Raw genomic sequence first — 21,059 nt, 5'->3', positions numbered from 1 at the left:
TGAGGGGCCCTGTCACACCATGAGCAGTAGTACGAACTCGTCGACGCACCAGACGTCCACGATCGGCTCGATCGGTACACCGAGCCGCCGCAACACCGAGCTGGCACTACTGGTGTTCGCCGTGGTCATCCCGGTGTTCGCCTACGCCAACGTGGGCCTCGCCATCAACGACTCGGTGCCGCCCGGCCTGCTGAGCTACGGCCTCGGCCTCGGCCTGCTCGCCGGCGTCGGCCACCTCGTCGTCCGCAAGTTCGCGCCGTACGCCGACCCGCTGCTGCTGCCGCTGGCAACGCTGCTCAACGGCCTCGGACTCGTCGTCATCTGGCGGCTCGACCAGTCGAAGCGGCTGCAGGGCCTGCCCAACTTCGTCGAGGCCGCGCCCCGCCAGCTGCTGTACACCGCGCTCGGCATCGCCCTGTTCGTCGTCGTGCTGATCTTCCTCAAGGACCACCGCGTCCTGCAGCGCTACACGTACATCTCCATGGTCGGCGCCCTCGTCCTGCTGCTCCTGCCGCTGGTCCCCGGCCTCGGCCTGAACGTCTTCGGCGCCAAGATCTGGATCTCCATCGCCGGATTCACCATCCAGCCCGGCGAGTTCGCGAAGATCGTCCTCGTCGTCTTCTTCGCCGGCTACCTCATGGTGAAGCGCGACGCGCTGGCCCTCGCCAGCCGCCGCTTCATGGGGCTCTACCTGCCGCGCGGCCGCGACCTCGGCCCGATCCTCGTCGTCTGGTTCGTCTCCATCATCATCCTGGTCTTCGAGACCGACCTCGGTACGTCGCTGCTGTTCTTCGGCATGTTCGTGATCATGCTGTACGTCGCCACCGAGCGGACCAGCTGGATCGTCTTCGGTCTGCTGATGTCCGCGGCCGGCGCCGTCGGCGTCGCCTCCTTCGAGACGCACGTCCAGCAGCGCGTCCAGGCCTGGCTCGACCCGATGAAGGAATACACGCTCAGCCAGCAGAACATCGCAGGCCACTCCGAGCAGTCCATGGAAGCCCTCTGGGCCTTCGGCTCCGGCGGCACCCTCGGCACCGGCCTCGGCCAGGGCAACTCCGACCTGATCAAGTTCGCCGCCAACTCCGACTTCATCCTCGCCACCTTCGGCGAGGAGCTGGGCCTCGCCGGCATCATGGCGATCCTGCTGATCTACGGCCTGATCGTGGAGCGGGGCGTGCGCACCGCGCTCGCCGCCCGCGACCCGTTCGGCAAGCTGCTCGCCGTCGGCCTCTCCGGCGGCTTCGCACTCCAGGTCTTCGTGGTCGCCGGCGGCGTCATGGGCCTGATCCCGCTCACCGGCATGACGATGCCGTTCGTGGCGTACGGCGGATCCTCCGTCATCGCCAACTGGGCGCTGATCGGCATCCTGATCCGCATCAGCGACACCGCCCGCCGGCCCGCGCCCGCCCCCGCCCCGAACCCCGACGCCGAGATGACCCAGGTGGTCCGCCCGTGAACAAGCCCCTGCGCCGGATCGCGATCTTCTGCGGGTTGCTCGTCCTCGCCCTGCTCGCCCGGGACAACTGGCTCCAGTACGTCCAGGCCGACTCCCTCAAGGACGACCCCAAGAACCGCCGCGTCGCCATCGAGCGCTACGCCAAACCGCGCGGCAACATCATCGTCGACGGCGAGTCGATCACCGGCTCCAAGAAGACCGAAGGCAGCGACTTCGAGTACAAGCGCACCTACAAGGACGGCGCGATGTGGGCGCCCGTCACCGGGTACGCCTCACAGGCCTTCGGGGCCACCCAGCTGGAGTCCATCGACGACGGCATCCTCACCGGCAACGACGACCGGCTCTTCTTCCGCAACACGCTCGACATGATCACGGGCAAGAAGGAGCAGGGCGGCAACGTCGTCACCACCCTCAACTCGGCCGCGCAGAAGGCCGCGTACGACGGACTGCTGAAGCAGGGCAAGGGCGCCGTCGCCGCGATCGACCCGGAGACCGGCGCGATCCTGGCGCTGGCCTCCACCCCGTCGTACGACCCGTCGACCTTCGCCGGGAACTCCACGACGACGGACACCAAGGCCTGGCAGAAGATCCAGAAGAAGAACGACCCGGACGACCCGATGCTCAACCGGGCACTGCGCGAGACCTACCCGCCCGGCTCCACCTTCAAGGTCGTCACCGCCGCCGCGGCACTGCAGGACAAGCTCTACACCAGCGCCGACGACAAGACCGACTCGCCGCTGCCCTACACCCTGCCGAACACAACGACCGAGCTGAAGAACGAGGGGAACATTCCCTGCAAGAACGCCACGATGCGCGTGGCGCTCAGGTACTCCTGCAACACCGTCTTCGGCAAGATCGGCGCCGACCTCGGCAAGGACAAGATGGTGGCGGAGGCCGAGAAGTTCGGCTTCAACTCCGAGCAGTTCACCCCGGTCCGCTCCAGCGCCTCCAACTTCCCCACGAAGATGGACCAGCCGCAGACCGCGCTCAGCTCGATCGGCCAGTTCGAGACCGCCGCGACCCCCCTGCAGATGGCCATGGTGGCCTCCGCCGTCGCCAACAACGGCACCCTGATGAAGCCGTACATGGTCGACAAGCTGCAGGCCCCGAGCCTCGACGTCATCTCGCAGACCGAGCCCGAGAAGATGAGCGAGCCGCTCACCGAGGAGAACGCCCAGATCCTCCAGTCGATGATGGAGACGGTCGTCAAGGAGGGCACCGGCACGAACGCCCAGATCAGCGGCGTCACCGTGGGCGGCAAGACGGGTACCGCCCAGCACGGTGTCGACAACAGCGAGAACCCGTACGCCTGGTTCATCTCCTACGCCAAGCAGAGCGACGGCAGCTCGCCGGTCGCCGTGGCCGTGGTGGTCGAGGACGAGAGCGCCAACCGTGACGACATCTCGGGTGGTGGTCTCGCGGCGCCCATCGCGAGGAACGTGATGAAGGCGGTCATCGACAGCAAGAAGTGACCCCTGTCACGTCCCCTTCACATCGGTGCACGTAGCGATACCGGTCCTGTATCGGGTGACGGGCTTGGCCAGGTCACACAAGGCGAGCCGGGTACGGTATGCCCGGACGGCACACCGCCGGACCACACAAAGGTGCGGTCGGGACCGACGGAGAGGGCTGGTAGGTAGCTATGGAAGAGCCGCGTCGCCTCGGCGGCCGGTACGAGCTGGGCCACGTGCTCGGCCGTGGTGGCATGGCGGAGGTCTACCTCGCGCATGACACCCGGCTCGGCCGCACGGTGGCGGTGAAGACGCTGCGAGCCGACCTCGCGCGCGATCCGTCGTTCCAGGCCCGGTTCCGCCGGGAGGCCCAGTCGGCCGCCTCGCTCAACCATCCCGCGATCGTCGCCGTGTACGACACGGGTGAGGACTACATCGACGGCACCTCCATCCCGTACATCGTGATGGAGTACGTCGACGGGTCCACGCTGCGCGAGCTGCTGCACTCCGGGCGCAAGCTGCTGCCCGAGCGCACCCTGGAGATGACCATCGGCATCCTCCAGGCCCTCGAGTACTCGCACCGCGCCGGCATCGTCCACCGCGACATCAAGCCCGCCAACGTCATGCTGACGCGCAACGGCCAGGTCAAGGTCATGGACTTCGGCATCGCCCGCGCCATGGGCGACTCCGGCATGACGATGACGCAGACCGCCGCGGTCATCGGCACGGCCCAGTACCTCTCGCCCGAGCAGGCGAAGGGCGAACAGGTCGACGCCCGATCCGACCTGTACTCGACCGGCTGCCTGCTCTACGAGCTGCTGACCGTACGGCCGCCCTTCATCGGCGACTCCCCGGTCGCGGTCGCCTACCAGCACGTGCGCGAGGAACCACAGCCGCCGAGCGTCTTCGACCCCGAGATCACGCCCGAGATGGACGCCATCGTCCTGAAGGCGCTGACCAAGGACCCCGACTACCGCTACCAGTCCGCCGACGAGATGCGGATCGACATCGAGGCCTGCCTCGACGGCCAGCCCGTCGCGGCCACCGCCGCCATGGGCTCCGTCGGCTACGGCGGCTACCCCGACGACCAGCCCACGACGGCCCTGCGCTCCACAGACGCCGGCGCCACGTCGATGCTGCCCCCGATGAACCCGGACGACGGCAGCTACGGCTACGACGACCGCCCCGACCGCCGCCGCCAGAAGAAGTCGAACACCTCGACGATCCTGCTGGTCGTGGCCGGCATCCTCGTCCTCGTCGGCGCCATCCTGATCGGCAAGTGGGCCTTCGGAGGCAACGGGGCAAACGACTCGTCCTTCGCCGCGCCGAACTTCGTGGGTCAGCCGAAGGACGACGCCCGGCAGATGGCCGAGAACGTCGAGCTGAAGGTGACCTTCAGCTCGAAGGCCTGCGAGAACCAGAAGACAGGCAACATCTGCAGCCAGAACCCGCAGCCCAAGGCCCAGGTGAACAAGGGCGACACGGTCAATCTGGTGGTGTCGACGGGCGCGCCGAAGGTGGCGGTACCGAACGTCATCGACGATCCCCTCGCCGATGCGAAGGACACGCTCGAGGCCGACAAGTACCAGTTCCAGGTCGAAACGCAGACCAAGGAGTCCAGCCAGGAGCCCGGCACCGTCCTCGCACAGGACCCGGATCCGGGCAAGGAGGTGGAGAAGGGATCGACGATCACCCTCACCATCGCCAAGGAGAAGAAGCAGTCCACCGTCCCCGACGTCACCGGCAAGACCTGTGACGAGGCCAAGCAGCAGATGCAGGACAACGATCTGGTCGGCTCCTGCACCGAGGTGGAGACCGGCGACCAGTCGAAGGTCGGCAAGGTCATCCAGACCACCCCGGCGGCCAACTCCACCGCCGACCCGAACTCCACGGTGACCATCCAGATCGGCAAGGCCGCCGAGAAGCAGAAGGTCTCCGTTCCGAACCTGGCCGGTCAGCGGCTCAAGGATGCCAAGAAGGCCCTCCAGGACGCGGGACTGCAGGTCGGCAACATCAACGGCTCCCAGGACGACAACGCGTTCGTCATCGTCTCCGATCCCGCGGGTGGCACCCAGGTCGACCAGGGCAGCGCGGTCAACCTGCAGACCACGGGCCAGTCCGGCGACAACGGCGGCGGCAACGGCAACGGCGGCATCTTCGGAGGCGTCACCGGAACCGCGGCCCGCACGGAGGACTGACCGCCTCTCCGGCCACGACCGAGCCCCGGCACCCCTCGCGGATGCCGGGGCTCCGTCATGCCCGCCCGGGTCCCGCCGCCCAGGTCCCACCGCGCGTCCCGCCGGCCTCGAACCGCAACCTCGTACGACCTTCGACCACACCTTCGTACTTTCCGACTCGTTGAACGGAGGGGGTGGGGCCAGAGCTCTGCCCCGGCCGGGCGGCCACCTGGCCACGACACGAGGGGAAGGGGCAGAGCGTGATCAACGAAGCGGCGCTGCTGGAATCGAAGGCCCTGCGCAGCGGTGTGCTGGAACGCACGGACGTACTCGACAGAGTCAAGGCCCTGTCCCTGCTGCCGGACGGGATGCATGTGACTACGGCGATGGTGGCGGCGTATTTCCACGTCGGCGTCAAGGCGATCGAATCCCTCGTGATCGACCACCGGGAGGAGCTTGAGGCCAACGGCTACCGCGTGTTGGCAGGTACAGAACTGACCTCCTTCAAGGAGGTCTGTGGAATCCAGTCACGCACCCGAGCGCTCGCGCTGTATCCCCGCCGCGCCGTCCTCAACGTCGCCATGCTGCTCCGGGACAGCGAAGTCGCACGTCAGGTGCGTGTGTACCTCCTCGACATGGAGTACATGGCCCGCACGCAGCCTGTGGACAACAACGCTGTCCACAGCCCCGTGGAAGATCTGAACGAACACATCGACCGCCGTATCACCCACATCCTCGGCAAAACCGTCGTCCCCCTCTTCAACACCCTCATCGAAACCTCCGGCGAGCACAGCCGCGAACTCGTCGCGCTGCGCGAGGACGTCGAGAACGTGGAGCGCAGGCTGTGCTGGCACCACCAGCGGATGCGCGTCCTGGAAGCGGGAACCCCGGCAGACGCCGTCGGAACGTCCATCAAGGCCATGACCTGGCAGGCCTTCGAGCGACACGTCGCCGACCTGCTGCGCCGCGACGGCTGCACACAGGTCGTCGTACGACAGGCCCGAAGCGACCGCGGTATCGACATCACCGGACACACCGCGGACGGGCGCTCCGTGGCCGTCCAGTGCAAGAACCGCGACGGCCGCTGGTCCGTACCGAGTGCCGACATGCAGAAGTTCGCCGGCGCCGCACGAACCCTCCAGCCCGCGGACGTGGCGCTGTTCGTCGCCACGTCTCAGTTCAGCAGCGAAGCACAGGCCATCGCCGACCTGACCGGGATCATCACCATCGCTCGGGACGAGCTGGAGGCCTGGAGCGCCGGGGTGCGTCTCAAGGCGCTGAGCGGCGGTTCGCGTACTTCCGGCAGGGCTGGGCCGACGCCGTCGGCCTAGGGCCCGTCCGGAAAAGGCCCGAAGTCGCAAGAACAAGTTGCGGCTCCGGGCCTCCGTCATGCCCACGACCGTGGCCCCCGAAGGGCCTCGGTCAGCGCAGCTCCGCCGGCGGTGTGCGGTCGCTGTCGACCTTTTCGACGCGCTCCAGCTCGCCCCAGACCACATAGCGGTACCGGGACGTGTAGACGGGCGTGCAGGTCGTCAGCGTGATGTAGCGGCCCGCCTTCTTCGCGCCCGACTGCTTCGGGACCGCGCCCAGCACCTTGACGTTGTACTTCGAGGTCTCCGGAAGGACCGAGAAGACCTTGTAGACGTACCAGTCGTCCTTCGTCTCGAAGACGACCGAATCGCCCTTCTTGATCTTGTCGATGTTGTGGAACTTGGCGCCGTGACCGTCCCGGTGGGCGGCCAGCGCGAAGTTGCCCTTCTTGTCCTGCGGAAGGGCCGACTTCACGGGGTCGGTGTAGTAGCCGGCGACACCGCCGTTCAGGACCTTGGTCGACGTGCCCTTCTTGACCAGGACCTCGCCGTTCTTCATCGCCGGCACATGCAGGAAACCGATGCCGTTCTTGGTGTCCAGCGAACCGGGGCCGCGGTCCAGCCAGTGGTCGCGGACCTTGTCGGACTGCTTGTCCGCCGCACGGTCCGCGACGACGTTCGTCCACCACAGCGAATAGACGACGAACAGACCGAGCACCAGGCCCGCGGTGATGAGCAGTTCACCGAAGACACTGACGGCCAGCGCGATGCGCCCGGTGCCACGACGCCGGGACGCGGGCTCGCCGGCCGCGGCATCGGCTCCGGCCCGCTCGTCGTGGTCCGTACTCGCTGCCACTGTGCATCCGCCCCGTCTGGTCCGTCTCGTACTGTCTCGGCCGGCCCGACACCAACAGGCCCCGTGCGCCTACTGGACGAGCGCGTCCGGCTTGCCCTCGCTGCGCGGCCGTTCCTCGACCATCTTGCCCCAGACGATCATCCGGTACTTGCTGGTGAATTCCGGCGTACACGTGGTCAGTGTGATGTAGCGCCCCGCCTTGGTGAAACCCGACCCCTTGGGGATCGCGTCCAGCACGCTGGTGTTCGACGGCGACGTCACCGGCAGGATCGAACTCATCTTGTAGACGAAGTACTTGTCCTGCGTCTCCACCACGATCGCGTCGCCCGGCTTGAGGCGGTTGATGTACCGGAACGGCTCACCGTGCGTATTGCGGTGCCCCGCGATCCCGAAATTGCCCGTCTTCGCGTCCGGCATCGCCGTCTTCACGCTGTCCGGGCCGTAGTGCCCGACCATCCCCCGGTCGAGAACCTCCGACTTGCTGATGCCCTCGGCGATCGGCGCCACCACATCCAGCTTCGGGATGTGCAGGATGGCGAAACCCTGCCCCGGCTCGAACGCACCCGGCGTCCGCTTCCCGTTCGCCCAGTCCTCCTGGAGATGATGCGCGGCACTGCCCGCCTGCTGATGCGCCCGGACGTTCGACCACCACAGCTGGTAGGTCACGAACAACAGCATCAACACACCAGTGGTGATGAACGCCTCACCGATCACCCGGCTCACGATGACCGCCGCACCCGGCTTCTGCGCCCGCGCCGCACGCCGCGCCTCAAGACGAGAGCGAGGCACCGCCGAAGAACCCTCAGCGGGCGCCTCCACGGCCGTCTGCGCGCCCCCGTGCCGCCCCCGGCGCCCCGCGGCCTTCCGGCGCGCCGCACGACCCCCAGGAGCAGGTATGGACTCGCTCTCAGCCACGCTCACGGCGCCCGTGCCCCTGCGCGACACCCCCGGCATCTCCGGGACCCGCAACGCCACCGTCTCGTCGTCCGGTACCCGCGGCGCCACGACCGGCTGCCCCACCTCGTACCCGGGCACGGCCGCCCCTCCGTACGACGAGCCGGCAGATTCCGTGAGAGACGGGCTCGCGGGCTCCCCGTAAGACGGAGCCGCCGGCTCCCCGTACACAGGGGCCGCCGGCATCTCGTACGACGCCTGCACCGGCTCCTCGTACGACGGCCCCGCGTACGTCTCCTCGTAAGGCGACTGCGGCACCGCCCCCTCGTACAACGGCACAGGCTCATACGGCCGCTCAGCCGCCCCGTACCAGTCCCGCGGAGACCCGTCGGAGTCGTACCACTCCTCCTGCGCCACAGGCCGCTGCTGCGCCGGGAGCGGATCCGTCAACGGATCGGCCAGCTGCTCGACCGCCGCCTCGAACGCCTCCGCACCCTCGAACGCGTCAGCGCCCCCATAGGCGGCCTCGCCGCCGTAGGGGGAACTCTCGCGCTCAGGGCGCAGCGCGGTCACGCCGTGGCCCTGCCCACCACCGGGGCCAGCCCCACCGACCTCGCCACCGCCTCCTGATCCCCGCACTCCACCAGCCAGTTGGCCAGCATCCGGTGCCCATGCTCCGTCAGCACCGACTCCGGATGGAACTGCACGCCCTCGACCCGCGACTCACGATGCCGCAGCCCCATCACAATCCCGTCATGGGTCCGGGCCGTGATCTCCAGCTCAGCCGGAACGGTCGCAGGCTCAGCGGCCAGCGAGTGATAACGAGTCGCCGTGAAAGGCGACGGCAGCCCCGCGAAAACACCCGCACCATGGTGCTCGACCAGCGACGTCTTGCCGTGCAGCAGCTCCGGCGCCCGGTCCACCACACCGCCGTACGCCACCTGCATCGACTGCATGCCCAGGCAGACACCGAAGACCGGAACGTCCGTCGCGGCACAGTGCCGGACCATGTCGATACAGACACCCGCCTGCTCCGGAGCACCAGGCCCCGGCGACAGCAGCACACCGTCGAAACCGTCCTGCGCATGCGCCGTCGACACCTCGTCGTTGCGCAGCACCTCACACTCGGCACCCAGCTGATACAGGTACTGGACGAGGTTGAAGACGAAGCTGTCGTAGTTGTCCACGACGAGAATCCGGGCGCTCACTGGTCGTTCACCGTCACATCGTTGAAGGGCAACAGCGGCTCGGCCCACGGGAAGACGTACTGGAAGAGCACATAGACCACCGCAAGGACCAGAACGAGCGAGGTCAACGCCCTCACCCACGCGTTCCCCGGCAGATGCCGCCAGATCCAGCCGTACATGCCGTCCCTTCCGTAGCACCACGGCACTTGAGTCACGCCATACACCACAGGACTCACGCCGTACGCCACCAGACTAACGGCGCAGAGCCTCCGGTTTCCCGGCCTCCACAGGCTGGGTGGAATCAAGGTGCGCCCAGACGATCAGCCGATGGCTGTGCCCCCACTCCGGTTCACACGTGGTCAGGGTCAGATAACGGCCCGCACGCGTGTACCCCGACCGCTTCGGCACCGGATCGATGACCGCGACATCACTGGGCAACGTCTTGTACGGCTTCGTATCGATCCGATACGTGAACCACGACGTGCCATCGGTCAGCACCACCGCATCACCCGGACGCAGACTGGGGAAATCCTTGAAGGGGTCCCCATAGGTGCGACGGTGGCCAGCGACCGCGAAATTCCCCCGCTGACCCAGCTGCGCGGTGCGCGCGTAGTGGCCGAGGCCCTTCTTGAGGGTGCCGACACCCGTCCCGTCGAGCACCGGCTTGTTCCACGTGAAACCAAGCCGCGGGATGTACATGATCGCGAAAGGCTCGCCGTTCACATACGGCGCCGGTTTCGCAGGGCTCCCCGCGACCGGCGCACCGGAGCTTCCGCTTCCGGCCGCCGGCGAGGACGTGGACCCTCCCGACGGCGAGGGAACCGGCCGCACCGACCCCTGCGACCAGCGGTCCTGCAGCTTGTCGATCTGGTGGTCCATCACCGAGTCGGCCTTCACACCGGTCCAGAACAGGACGTAGACCACGAAGAGCACGATCACGGAGCCCACGGTGATGCACAGCTCGCTGATCGTCCTGACGACCACTCGCACCGACACACGGTCCCCCAGCGGCAGTTACTCCACTACTCCACAGGCTTCGCGTACTGGAGATCCACTGTGCCCGAGTAGCCGGGAAGAGTCACCGTCCCGTTCTCCTCGACTTTCCAGCCGAGCCCGTACACGTTGACGTACACCATGTAGTTCTGGATCGCCGGCGACGCCGCCAGCGCCTTCTGCAGCTTCTCCGGATTCCCCACCGCGGTGATCTTGTACGGCGGCGAGTAGACCCGCCCCTGAAGGATCAGAGTGTTGCCGACACAGCGCACGGCACTGGTGGAGATCAGCCGCTGGTCCATCACCTTGATGCCCTGGGCCCCGCCCTGCCACAACGCGTTCACCACGGCCTGCAGGTCCTGCTGGTGGATGACCAGGTAGTCAGGCTGCGGCTCCGGATAGCCCGGCAGCTTGGCCGTCGCGTTCGGCGGAGCGTCATTGAGCGTGACGGTGACGGCCTTGCCCTTGAGCTTCTGGGTGCCCGCGTTCTTCTCCAGCGCAGCGAGCTTCGCGTCCTCCGCCTTCGTACGGCCGTCATCACGCTCGGCGAGCGACTCGACATCGTCACGCAGCGCACCATTGGACTCGTCGAGCTGACCGTTCTTGTGGCTGCGCTCCTGAATCAGGTCGGACAGCTTCAGCAAGGACGCATCCGTACGGATATTGGTGCCCTTGGCCGTATTGAAGCTGGTGAAGAAAATCAGCCCGGCCAGGGCAAACACCGCTACGGTGAGCACTCGCACAGGCCGGAAACGGCGTGCGCGGCCAGGGGTGGACCCCATCCCTGGAGAGTCGGCAGAATTGCTCAACGTACCCTTATCTCCTTCGGCGCCGCGGAAGCACTACGCTAACGGACGCCCGGGGGAGCACTCAGTGTCCCCTTGTACGCTGCCCCGGAGCCCGCCCCAGTTCCCTGCGCGGCCACGCAGCGCATCGACAGGAGAGACCCTCGTGCCGAAGTCACGTATCCGCAAGAAGGCCGACTACACGCCGCCGCCGTCCAAGCAGGCGACGGCCATCAAACTGAACAGCCGCGGCTGGGTAGCCCCCGTCATGCTGGCCATGTTCCTCATTGGCCTGGCCTGGATCGTCGTCTTCTACGTGACCGACGGCTCCTTGCCGCTCGACGCACTGAACAACTGGAACATCGTGGTCGGCTTCGGCTTCATCGCGGCGGGATTCGGCGTCTCCACCCAGTGGAAGTAGCCGCTTTCCCGGTCGGGTAACGGAAGCCGACGGGCCGGTGGACACACTTCTGCCCCAAGCTATCCACTGAGTTATCCACAGCAGTTTTCCACAGTGGGGAAAAAGAACGACGATCTGTGGATAACTCATCCGGTGTTGACGCCGGTGTGACTGACCTACCGGGATCCGCAAGTCTGTTCGCCCCCTGTCCTACCTGGGAAAACTCGGGTCAGCGACAGGGGGCACAGTTGTTCCCACACAGCGTGCACAAGATCCGGCACAGTCTGTGGACAACACGGCCGCTCAGGTCAGCTGAACGGTCCTGACCAGCGTCATGACGACGACCGCGACCAGGATGACGCCGCACGCTCCGTACTGGATCAGAGCCCGTCGCTCCCGCGGCGCGTGCACCATCGCGTAGCCGACGACGAGACCGCCGACGAGGCCGCCGATGTGCGCCTGCCAGGCGATGTTGGGCCAGCCGAAGGTGAAGATCAGGTTGATCACCAGCAGGGCGATGACCGGGCGCATGTCGTAGTTGAGGCGCCGCATGAGGATGGCGGTGGCGCCGAAGAGGCCGAAGATCGCGCCGGAGGCGCCGAGCGAGGGTTTGTTCGGCTCGGCGATCAGATAGGTGAGGGCGCTGCCGGCGAGGCCCGAGGCGAAGTAGAGGGCCAGGTAGCGGGCGCGGCCGAGGGCGGCTTCGAGGGGGCCGCCGATCCACCAGAGGCTGAGCATGTTGAAGATGATGTGCATGACGCTGCCGTGCAGGAACATCGCGGTGAGCAGTCGGTACCACTGGCCTTCGGCGACTCCTTCGACGGAGCCGAGGAGTGGGACGTAGGCGCGGCCGAGGAGTTCGAAGCGTTCGGTGAAGCGGTCGCCGGCTGTCTGCTGGACGACGTAGGCGGCGATGCAGAGGCCGATGAGGATTTTGGTGACGAGGCGGGGGTCGGTGGTGACGGTGCCGCCGGCGAGGGTGCGGGGCTGGGTGGCGGTGGGGGGGTGGCCGGTGCCGGAGCCTTCGCGTACGCAGGTGGGGCACTGGAAGCCGACGGAGGCGCTGACCATGCATTCGGGGCAGATGGGGCGTTCGCAGCGGGTGCAGCGGATGCCGGTCTCTCGGTCGGGGTGGCGGTAGCAGGTGGGCAGGCTCTGGGCGTCCTGCGGTCCCTGTTCGTGCGGGCCCTGCGGGCTGCCTGGTGCCTGGTCCATGGGGGTCCCCTCGTGTGTCCGTGCGTCGGCTGCGCGTCGGGCGGGTGCCTGCTCCGGCCGGGCGGTGTGCGGGCCTGGTGTGCGCAACGCGTCGCCCCGCTCATCCTTACGGATGGGCGGGGCGTTTGGTTCCCTGTGGGATCCGGTGGGCTCAGCCTTCGCGGGTCTCGACGACGACGGACTCGATGATGACGTCGTTGACGGGGCGGTCGGTGCGCGGGTTGGTCTGGGTGTTGACGATGGCGTCCACGATCTTCTGGCTGGCCGCGTCGGTGATCTCGCCGAAGATGGTGTGCTTGCGGGTGAGCCAGGCCGTCGGGGAGACGGTGATGAAGAACTGGGAGCCGTTGGTGCCCGGGCCGGCGTTCGCCATGGCCAGCAGGTAGGGCTTGTCGAAGGCGAGGTCGGGGTGGAATTCGTCCTCGAACTCGTAGCCGGGGCCGCCGGTGCCGTTGCCCAGGGGGTCGCCGCCCTGGATCATGAAGCCGCTGATCACCCGGTGGAAGACCGTGCCGTCGTAGAGCTTGTCGGTGGACTTGGCACCCGTCTTGGGGTTGGTCCACTCACGCTCGCCCTTGGCGAGTTCGACGAAGTTCCGGACCGTCTTGGGCGCGTGGTTCGGCAGGAGCCGGACTTCGATGTCGCCTTGGTTGGTCTTCAAGGTGGCGTAAAGCTGCTCAGCCACGATCTGCCTTCCGTTGCCTTCTCTGACGTCCCGATCCTCGCACGGACGGGGTCGTGCGTCTCCCGTCGCCACTGTGGTGCGGGCTTAGTACCTCTTCTTCAGGGCACTCGGTTGTGGTCTTCGGAATGAAGTCCGGGGCGGTGTCGGCAGAAATCCGGTCGACTCGGTTCGGATGGGGGCGCGTCGCGACGATCCGTGGCATTGTCGACGACAAGCTCCTGTTGCCCTGTATTAATCCGCTATTGGACTTGATCGTTGCTTGTCAGTTGCTTGATCGTCCGCGATCGCCCCTTTGACCGGCTCCGGCTCCGAGCTCACCCGGTGCCGGTACCCGTGACCCGGATGCCCGCCCTCGCATGCCCCGGAGACCGCTGACGGGCATGATCCCGTTAAGGGCGGAAAGGTGAATACCGTACGCCACCGAGGAGGAGGAAACCCGTGACCCGCATCGACAGCGTGCGCGCCGCGACCGGCTCGGCAAAGGACAGCGTGCTGCACGCCGCGGAAGTGGTGGCGCCCTATGCCGACACGGCCAAGGACAGGGCTGCACACTACGCACACGAGGCACGCGTACGGCTCGCGCCGAAAGTGTCGCTGGCCGCCGATCAGGCCCGCGTTCAGTACGACGCTCATCTCGCGCCGCGGCTGGAACAGGCTCTTTCGCATGTCCCGCCGAAGGTCGACCAGGCCGCTCATGACGCGGCCGTCCGTACTCGTCAGGCCGCTCGTCAGGCCGCCGACTATTCCAAGCCGCGTCTCGACCAGGCGGTGGCCGCGGCTCAGCCTGTGAGGGAAGAGGCTGCGGCGCGTGGGGTGGCCGCGTTGGCCGCGCTGCGTGGCCAGGTCTCGCCCAAGCAGATCCAGAAGCTGGTGCGCAAGCAGCAGCGGCGGGCGAAGGCCGGCCGTATCGCCAAGGGTCTGGCTGTGCTGGGCATCGTGGCGGGTGGCGCTTATGCCGCTTGGAAGTGGTGGGACAAGCAGGCCAACCCGGACTGGCTGGTCGAGCCTCCTGCCGCTACCGAGGTTCCGGACAGCGGTCGTCTGACGTCGGTGGACGGCACTGGCCTGGACCCTGAGGTGCAGGCGAAGGCCGCCGAGGACGAGGCGGCGGATCACGACGAACACCGCTGATCCCGGCCGCCGAACCGGGCATCAACGACGCCGTGGGGCAGAAGACTTGAGGGTCTTCTGCCCCACGGCGTTTGTGTTGGGCTGTTGCGCGGGGGCGTTGTTTCACGTGGAACCAGCGGGGCCGGCGGCTTCGTTTCCGGAGGAAAGCGCTCGCATTTACAGCACGTCCACACGGTGACGTTTGCAACGCCCGGACGGCACGAGATCCTCACATTTCTCTTCACGGTGCGCATTGCCGTCGTCACCCGTTTCCGCCATGGCCGGATCGCACAAGGCCGGTGGACGGGGGTCGAGCGCGCTCACTGTCCGCCACCGGGCTTCGCGGCGGGCACCGGGACAGCCTTCTCTGCTTCTCTTTGCGCAAAGAAGTGCAACGACAGCAAACCAATTGGTGTGTCCCACCTCACCGGAACGCAAGACCGGCCGGTCGCCCTGAAGGGCGGCCGGCCGGTCCGAGGTGTGGAGCCTAGGGGAGTCGAACCCCTGACATCTGCCATGCAAAGACAGCGCTCTACCAACTGAGCTAAGGCCCCGGAAGGGGGCGTCCGGCCGGAAGGATGTCGCACCGGCGGGCGCCGGGGACCAGAGTACCGGGTCACCCCCCGGATTCCGCAAAAAGATTGGGGGTCCCCGTGGACGACCACTCTCCGTAAGATGCTCGACGTGGTTCGCGACAGCGAACCGCCGTTTTGGGGAAAGCGATGGGGAGACGCAATGGACGCCGCACAGCAGGAAGCAACCGCAAGAGCCCGGGAGCTGCAGCGGAACTGGTACGGGGAGCCGCTGGGGGCGCTTTTCCGCAGGCTCATCGACGATCTGGGTCTCAACCAGGCGCGGCTTGCCGGGGTGCTGGGGCTGTCGGCGCCCATGCTGTCGCAGCTGATGAGCGGCCAGCGTGCCAAGATCGGCAATCCCGCGGTGGTCCAGCGCGTGCAGCTGCTTCAGGACCTGGCGGGGCAGGTCGCGGACGGCAGCGTCAGCGCGGCGGAGGCGACCGAGCGGATGGACGAGATCAAGAAGTCGCAGGGGGGCTCGGTGCTGAGCAACACCACGCAGTCGACGACCACTTCGGGGGCGCCGACGGTGAAGCGGGTGGTCCGCGAGATCCAGTCGCTGCTGCGGTCCGTGGCGGCCGCCGGCGACATCATCGAAGCCGCTGACACTCTCGCCCCGACCCACCCGGAACTGGCAGAGTTCCTCCGGGTGTACGGCGCGGGCCGCACCTCCGACGCCGTGGCGCACTACCAGTCGCACCAGAGCTGAGCGGACAGCCCGGCCGCCGAACGCCCCGCCGCCGGAGGCGCGTTACGCCTTCCGGTCACCGGGAGACAGGCAGCCGGGCACCTCGCACGAGGCTGCCGGGCCGACCGCCGAAGGGGGAGCGAGGCACGAGCATGGGTGAGGTCTTCGCCGGCCGGTACGAACTGGTCGACCCGGTCGGGCGTGGGGGAGTGGGTGCGGTCTGGCGCGCCTGGGACCACCGGCGGCGCCGGTATGTGGCCGCCAAGGTCCTGCAGCAGAGCGACGCTCACTCGCTGCTGCGTTTTGTGCGCGAGCAGGCGTTGCGGATCGATCATCCTCATGTGCTGGCGCCGGCCAGCTGGGCGGCCGACGACGACAAGGTCCTGTTCACCATGGATCTGGTCGCCGGGGGCTCGCTGGTCCATCTCGTCGGCGATTACGGCCCGTTGCCCGCTCCCTTCGTCTGTACGTTGCTCGATCAGCTCCTCGCGGGGCTCGCCGCCGTACACGCGGAGGGGGTGGTGCACCGCGACATCAAGCCGGCGAACGTGCTCCTCGAGGCCACCGGTACGGCGCGGCCCCGGCTGCGGCTGTCCGACTTCGGGATCGCCATGCGTCTGGGCGAACCCCGGCTGACGGAGACGAACTACGTGGTCGGGACACCCGGCTACTTCGCCCCTGAGCAGATGATGGGCGCCGAACCGGACTTCCCCGCCGATCTGTTCGCCGTGGGACTGGTCGCTCTCTATCTGCTGGAGGGTGCCAAACCCGACGCCAAGGCCCTCATCGAGTACTTCGCGGCGCATGGCACGCCGGGGGCGCCCCAGAGCATTCCCAAGCCGCTGTGGCAGGTCGTGGCCACCCTTCTGCAACCGGACCCGGACGCGCGCTTCCGGACGGCCACGGGTGCGCGCAAGGCGCTCGCCTCGGCGGCCGAGCTGCTGCCCGAGCCGTTGGTCGACGACGAGCTGGTCGAGGTCTTCGACCAAGTCGGGCCGCTGCCAACGGGGTTCGGGCCGGAGGGGCCGCTCATTCAGGCTCCGGGGGTGAGTGCGTCGCGCTCGCGCGTAGGCGCCGTATCGCCATCCGGTGGTGACAGCACACCCCATCTCGGGGACACCGGGGCCAGCGGCGGCGCTGCGGTTCCTGAGACCTGGACCAGCGGCGGCGCTGCAGTTCCCCAGACCGGGACCAGCCGCGGCACCATACCTCCGCGCCCCCGCACCGCCCCGCCGATCCCGCGTTCCGACGACGGCACCTTGCCCCCACATCCCAGTGCCGCCGCGACTCCGCCACCGCCGCCTCCCAGCAGCCCACCGACGCCGTACCCAACCGGCAGCGCGGTTCCAGAGCCCGGGGCCGGCAACGCGACCCCCGACACGGCGCACTGGCACGCCGCCGGTACTGCACCCCCATACCTGGACACCGGCACCACGGCCTCTCGATCCGCCCCCGACGGCACGCCCCCGCAGCCGTCCCCGATGTCGTCCCCGATGCCGTCCCCGATGCCGTCCCCGATGCCGTCCCCGATGTCAGACACCGGAAGCTTCCATCTGCCGCCGCCCCAGGCCCAGTCGGTGACGCAGGCTCCGCAGCCGGCTGCTCCTACGGTCCCCTCCGCTCCCCCTGCGTCCCTGGAGCATCCGACGCCGACTCCCGTCCACACACCTGTCTTCGGCCCCCCGCTCGCGTCCCCCCACGCGTCCTCCCATGAGTCCTCCCCCCGCCAGACTGCGGCTTCCGGCATCGCGGTGCAGCAGCACGCGTTTGCCTCTACTGGTTCATACACCGCTCGGCCCTCGCAGGTTCCGCCCCAGCGAAGGGCAGTCTCACGGCATCGCACGAGGCGCCCCGGGCCGCCCGCGAGCGTGGCCGTGCCGGTCCTGTTCCTCGCGGTCATCTGTTTCGCGGTGGGTTTCTGGGCGCTGGCCCAAATCTGAGGAGCCTCGGGCTGAGAAGCCCAAAGCCAAGGCGCCGAGGAGCCGAGAGGCCAAGCATTCGAGAAGCCGAAGAACCGAAGAACCGAGGAACCGAGGCAGCCGAACTCCTCAGGCTCGCCTCCGCTCCCCCCACCCACCGGCCGCGCGCCGGCGGGCGACCACCCTAGGCTCTCGTCCGCTCCCCCCACCCACCGGCCGCGCGCCGGCGGGCGACCACCCTAGGCTCTCGTCCGCTCCCCCCACCCACCGTCCGCGCGCCGGCGGGCGACGACCCTCCACAGGGCGAGCGTGAGCACCAGCACGCATCCCGAACCGATTCCGGCCGCGGCCACCAGCTTCATCATCCGGTCCCCGCCACCCGAGCCGTCCGCACGACTGTCACCGCCACCGCCACCGCCATCACCACCGCCGGCGCGTCCGCTGCCGGCCGTACCGGCGTCCGCCTCCGCCCGGTCCTGCGCGCTGACGTCGAAGGCGCCACGGGGTTGCGACTGCCCCGCGTATGCCGGACCGGCCTCCGCCGTCCCGTTCACACGCACGCGCAGCGTCAGCCCGAGCGGTCCGTCGCCGAACTTCTCGGCGACCTGGGCACCGAGATGCACCACGAGGTAATAGGAGCCGGCGAACCGCATCGCGCTCACCCGGTCAGTGATCGCGTAGCGATTGTCGTACTGGACGGGAGGCAGGGGCCGCAGTACGGCCGACCGCTGGCTGCCGTCGTATCCACAGCCCACGTCGTCGACGTGGCCGTGTGCGGGGTTGTAGAGCGACACGGACAGGGCGGTGCCCACATAGCCGTCGCCGCCGGGTGAACTGCCGAGCTCGGCGGTCGCGTAGAGCTGCTGCCCCCAGTCGACGGGGACGCGGTAGAAGAGTGTCTGACCGGCCCGGATCCCCGTCTGCCAGACGCCCTGCCGCAGGGCGACGGCCGTGCTGAAGCCCATGCCGCCCGTGCGGCGGCCGGCGTCGCCCAGGAGGGTGTCGGGCGGCGCGGAGTTCCAGGTGTCGGGCGCGGCGGTCGAACCGGCCTCCCGCAGACGGGGTTCCGACGCGTAGTCGAGCTCCAGGTCCCAGTCGTCCGGAGCGGAACCGGGCGGTCCGCTGCGCTCGACGACCGCGTAGTACGTGCCTGCCTCCTGGCATGCGTACTTGCTGCGGCTTCCGATCTCGCGGGCCGCCCAGGCGGTGACGGGATGCGGGCTCTGCGTGGGCCCGAGATGTGCGGACTCGGCGGAGCAGGTGGAGCCGTCGGCGTCCTGCACGGTCACCTTGACGCCGTCCGCGGACGAGACCGTCGTCCCCAGCCTGGGGACGGCCGTGGCGGAGACGTACGCACTGGAGGTGGCGTCGAGTTCGAGGCGGTAGTAGAGCTTGCCGTCCTTCTTGATGGAGCTGCGGTACGTCCCACCGGGCTCCAGGCGTACGGCGTCCGTGGTGCCGTCGGCACCCTCAACTGTCTTGGCGTCCTTGGCGAAGGCGTACGGATCCGGCGTGCTGCTCGCCCAGGACCGCTGGCCGAGGGTCGTGCCCCGGGGCACCGCACCCGTCCGGCTGCCCTGCTCACTCCCGGGTGCGGCCGCTGCCGTACTCGCCGCTCCTGCTGTGCACAGTGCCGCCGCCACCGTCACCACCGCGAGCACCGCCGTCGGTGTCGGTGCCCGGCCGCGTCGCGACGCCGTGCGCCACTTCACCGTGCCCCGCCCCATCACGCGCCACCCCTCGTCGTAGCCCCGGATCGTGGCCCATCCTGCCCCGGCCGCCTCCGCGCCACCACGCTCCGCGTACGCGCGGCTGAAACGCGCCCCTCACGCCCCCTGGGCCGGCGCTTGTGGATCGCACCGGCGGTAAGCCGAGGCCCCCGACTTTGCCGTTGCAAGTGATTCGCTTGCTAGCGCGAACAGGCGCGGGGGCGGGCGCGCGGATGGACATACGAACAGTCCCTCGGAAGCCTCGCCGGCAACACAAAACCCCGACCGCGAGGGCGGCCGGGGTCTGCTCTGAGACTGATGTCTCGACTGTTGTCGATCCTCACGAACCCGTGGGCACGGAGTCAGTCGCCTCCGTCCACAGATCCTGCTCGGCGCGATCCGCCTGGATCTGGCGGTACACGAGGAGCCCGCCGATGGCGGCCAGTGCGACCAGGAGAAGCTTCTTCACCGCGCTACCTCGTCTTTCCTTGACGTAGGGGACCTCTGGCGCCCGACTATACACACCGACCGAGACCGATCGGTGACCTGCGTCGGCCCCCAACTCCCGCCCGGCGCAACCCAATAGCACGGGAGGACGGCACCCCGTTCAGAGGGTCACCACTCCTCACACAACGTGACTTTTCGGCACTCTTCCTGCCTTTTCCTGTCTCTTGCACCCATCCGGGTGGTGTTCATCTGAACATCGACGCGCCACGGGCGTCGGTCCCCCACTTCACGGCCTCCATACACATCATGAGGAAAGTACGCAAATCGCCCAACCCGAAAGTGAGGGGCCGTGGCCCAGAACAAGGTCATGAAGTTGTGGAGCACCGTCGTCACCGCGTTCCTCGCGCTGTGCACGGCGCTGGGACTCATCACGACCACCGCGGCCGCGGCGGTACCGCAGGCCGAGTCGGTGCGCAACACCAGCGCCCACTCGACGGCGCCGACGGCGCCGGCCCCCTGGGCAGCGTCCAACAACCGGGCCCTGCCCCCCACCATGAAGCAACGCATCCGCGCCGAGGCCCACGGCTCCTCACCGAGCTGTCGCCACCGCCCGACGACGGACGAGGACGACACGGACGCGGACGCGACCGGGATCGGCATGGAGACAGGCGCGGAGGCGGCTGCAGAGGCAGCGGCTGAGGCCGTCCAGCCCCTTCAGCGCTGACCGCCCGACCGCACCGCCCCTCCAGCACGAGCGCGCGGTAGCACCCCCCGGCACCCCCTGACGTAGCGGCGAACTTGCGTACAAAGCCACACAGGGCGATGGCCCGGCAACTCGGACGAGTTGCCGGGCCTTCATGCATAGCTGTCCAGAGCGCCCACGAGGGCCAGGTAGTAGATGTCCGCCGCACTGTTCGGCTGCACGGCGACCGGACGGCCCGCATGCCTCCGTCCAGAGCCTCAGCGCGTGGACGCCGGGAGAAGTCGGGGAGACGAGCAGGTGAGGCCGCGGCCCCGGTGACGACGTCCAACCACCAGAGACCAACGCCCTCACTCGACGCAAAACAAAGAGCGGGTGCTCCCCGTCAGGGGAAACACCCGCTCCTCTTGAGCTTCTGCTGTGGGGCTAACAGGATTTGAACCTGTGGCCTCATCCTTATCAGGGATGCGCTCTAACCAACTGAGCTATAGCCCCGCCGCGC

General features: G+C 68.2%; 19 protein-coding genes and 2 tRNA genes. 9 read left to right on the top strand and 12 right to left on the bottom strand.

The window, feature by feature from the left end:
• The first annotated feature begins 19 nt into the window (after window positions 1-19).
• The 4 genes from ACFVYF_RS05845 to ACFVYF_RS05830 all read left to right on the top strand — a co-directional run bounded on the left by ACFVYF_RS05845 (window position 20) and on the right by ACFVYF_RS05830 (window position 6,415).
• Window positions 20-1,456: an FtsW/RodA/SpoVE family cell cycle protein gene (locus ACFVYF_RS05845; protein ID WP_389451327.1), complete on the top strand. Its 1,437-nt coding sequence runs from the start codon at window positions 20-22 to the stop codon at window positions 1,454-1,456.
• The gene (locus ACFVYF_RS05840; RefSeq protein WP_389451324.1) at window positions 1,453-2,928 is read left to right on the top strand and encodes a peptidoglycan D,D-transpeptidase FtsI family protein; all 1,476 of its coding nucleotides are present in this window, start codon (window positions 1,453-1,455) and stop codon (window positions 2,926-2,928) included. The genes ACFVYF_RS05845 and ACFVYF_RS05840 overlap by 4 nt, the downstream gene beginning before the upstream one ends.
• Window positions 2,929-3,098: 170 nt before the next feature.
• Window positions 3,099-5,105, top strand: a complete 2,007-nt coding sequence (pknB, locus tag ACFVYF_RS05835) for a Stk1 family PASTA domain-containing Ser/Thr kinase (RefSeq protein WP_389451321.1) — start codon at window positions 3,099-3,101, stop codon at window positions 5,103-5,105.
• A 239-nt stretch (window positions 5,106-5,344) separates the two neighbouring features.
• The gene (locus tag ACFVYF_RS05830; protein ID WP_389451318.1) at window positions 5,345-6,415 is read left to right on the top strand and encodes a restriction endonuclease; all 1,071 of its coding nucleotides are present in this window, start codon (window positions 5,345-5,347) and stop codon (window positions 6,413-6,415) included.
• A gap of 91 nt (window positions 6,416-6,506) precedes the next feature.
• Here ACFVYF_RS05830 and ACFVYF_RS05825 read toward each other — a convergent pair whose 3' ends face one another.
• The 6 genes from ACFVYF_RS05825 to ACFVYF_RS05800 form a co-directional block, all read right to left on the bottom strand.
• Window positions 6,507-7,250, bottom strand: a complete 744-nt coding sequence (locus ACFVYF_RS05825) for a class E sortase (RefSeq protein WP_389451315.1) — start codon at window positions 7,248-7,250, stop codon at window positions 6,507-6,509.
• A gap of 69 nt (window positions 7,251-7,319) precedes the next feature.
• Window positions 7,320-8,717 carry a class E sortase gene (locus ACFVYF_RS05820; protein WP_389451312.1) on the bottom strand — a complete coding sequence of 466 codons (1,398 nt, stop codon included), beginning with the start codon at window positions 8,715-8,717 and terminating at the stop codon, window positions 7,320-7,322.
• Window positions 8,714-9,352: an aminodeoxychorismate/anthranilate synthase component II gene (locus ACFVYF_RS05815; protein WP_389451309.1), complete on the bottom strand. Its 639-nt coding sequence runs from the start codon at window positions 9,350-9,352 to the stop codon at window positions 8,714-8,716. The genes ACFVYF_RS05820 and ACFVYF_RS05815 overlap by 4 nt, the downstream gene beginning before the upstream one ends.
• A complete protein-coding gene (locus ACFVYF_RS05810) occupies window positions 9,349-9,546 on the bottom strand; it encodes a hypothetical protein (RefSeq protein WP_383290475.1) in 198 nt (65 codons plus the stop codon). Before ACFVYF_RS05810 ends, ACFVYF_RS05815 begins: the two co-directional genes overlap by 4 nt.
• A 37-nt stretch (window positions 9,547-9,583) precedes the next feature.
• Entirely contained in the window at window positions 9,584-10,321 is a 738-nt protein-coding gene (locus ACFVYF_RS05805) for a class E sortase (RefSeq protein WP_389451306.1), read from the bottom strand.
• A 32-nt stretch (window positions 10,322-10,353) separates the two neighbouring features.
• A complete protein-coding gene (locus tag ACFVYF_RS05800) occupies window positions 10,354-11,133 on the bottom strand; it encodes a DUF881 domain-containing protein (RefSeq protein ID WP_389451303.1) in 780 nt (259 codons plus the stop codon).
• Window positions 11,134-11,275: 142 nt separating this feature from the next.
• Here ACFVYF_RS05800 and crgA point away from each other — a divergent pair, with 142 nt between their 5' ends.
• Window positions 11,276-11,530, top strand: a complete 255-nt coding sequence (gene crgA / locus ACFVYF_RS05795) for a cell division protein CrgA (protein ID WP_383290484.1) — start codon at window positions 11,276-11,278, stop codon at window positions 11,528-11,530.
• A 282-nt stretch (window positions 11,531-11,812) separates the two neighbouring features.
• Here the strand turns inward: crgA and ACFVYF_RS05790 are convergent, their stop codons facing one another.
• Both ACFVYF_RS05790 and ACFVYF_RS05785 read right to left on the bottom strand, forming a co-directional pair.
• The gene (locus ACFVYF_RS05790; RefSeq protein ID WP_389451300.1) at window positions 11,813-12,724 is read right to left on the bottom strand and encodes a rhomboid family intramembrane serine protease; all 912 of its coding nucleotides are present in this window, start codon (window positions 12,722-12,724) and stop codon (window positions 11,813-11,815) included.
• Window positions 12,725-12,875: 151 nt separating this feature from the next.
• Complete coding sequence (locus tag ACFVYF_RS05785; RefSeq protein ID WP_389451298.1) at window positions 12,876-13,409, bottom strand: peptidylprolyl isomerase; 534 nt, start codon at window positions 13,407-13,409, stop codon at window positions 12,876-12,878.
• A 438-nt stretch (window positions 13,410-13,847) separates the two neighbouring features.
• Here ACFVYF_RS05785 and ACFVYF_RS05780 point away from each other — a divergent pair, with 438 nt between their 5' ends.
• Entirely contained in the window at window positions 13,848-14,540 is a 693-nt protein-coding gene (locus ACFVYF_RS05780) for a DUF5324 family protein (protein WP_389451296.1), read from the top strand.
• Window positions 14,541-15,000: 460 nt separating this feature from the next.
• Here ACFVYF_RS05780 and ACFVYF_RS05775 read toward each other — a convergent pair.
• Window positions 15,001-15,073 (bottom strand) — tRNA-Ala (locus ACFVYF_RS05775).
• A gap of 181 nt (window positions 15,074-15,254) precedes the next feature.
• Here ACFVYF_RS05775 and ACFVYF_RS05770 point away from each other — a divergent pair.
• Together ACFVYF_RS05770 and ACFVYF_RS05765 are read left to right on the top strand one after the other, a co-directional pair.
• Window positions 15,255-15,803, top strand: coding sequence for a helix-turn-helix domain-containing protein (locus ACFVYF_RS05770; protein WP_389451293.1), 549 nt, complete (start codon window positions 15,255-15,257; stop codon window positions 15,801-15,803).
• 131 nt (window positions 15,804-15,934) lie between these two features.
• Window positions 15,935-17,722 (top strand): protein kinase, encoded by a 1,788-nt coding sequence (locus ACFVYF_RS05765; protein ID WP_389451290.1) that lies wholly within the window; start codon window positions 15,935-15,937, stop codon window positions 17,720-17,722.
• Window positions 17,723-17,940: 218 nt separating this feature from the next.
• Here ACFVYF_RS05765 and ACFVYF_RS05760 read toward each other — a convergent pair whose 3' ends face one another.
• Complete coding sequence (locus tag ACFVYF_RS05760) at window positions 17,941-19,428, bottom strand: hypothetical protein (RefSeq protein ID WP_389451287.1); 1,488 nt, start codon at window positions 19,426-19,428, stop codon at window positions 17,941-17,943.
• 322 nt (window positions 19,429-19,750) lie between these two features.
• Complete coding sequence (locus ACFVYF_RS05755) at window positions 19,751-19,879, bottom strand: DLW-39 family protein (protein ID WP_003999697.1); 129 nt, start codon at window positions 19,877-19,879, stop codon at window positions 19,751-19,753.
• Between the two features lie 327 nt (window positions 19,880-20,206).
• Here ACFVYF_RS05755 and ACFVYF_RS05750 point away from each other — a divergent pair, with 327 nt between their 5' ends.
• On the top strand, window positions 20,207-20,581 hold the full coding sequence (locus ACFVYF_RS05750) for a DUF6344 domain-containing protein (protein ID WP_389451284.1): 375 nt from the start codon (window positions 20,207-20,209) through the stop codon (window positions 20,579-20,581).
• Between the two features lie 397 nt (window positions 20,582-20,978).
• On the opposite strand, the gene ACFVYF_RS05745 is transcribed toward ACFVYF_RS05750, so the two are convergent.
• A tRNA-Ile gene (locus ACFVYF_RS05745) sits at window positions 20,979-21,052 on the bottom strand.
• Between the last annotated feature and the right edge of the window lie 7 nt (window positions 21,053-21,059).

It is taken from the genome of Streptomyces sp. NPDC058274 (assembly GCF_042881375.1).
In the GTDB taxonomy this organism is placed as follows: Bacteria; Actinomycetota; Actinomycetes; order Streptomycetales; family Streptomycetaceae; genus Streptomyces.
This window is presented reverse-complemented; position numbering and strand designations above follow the sequence as displayed.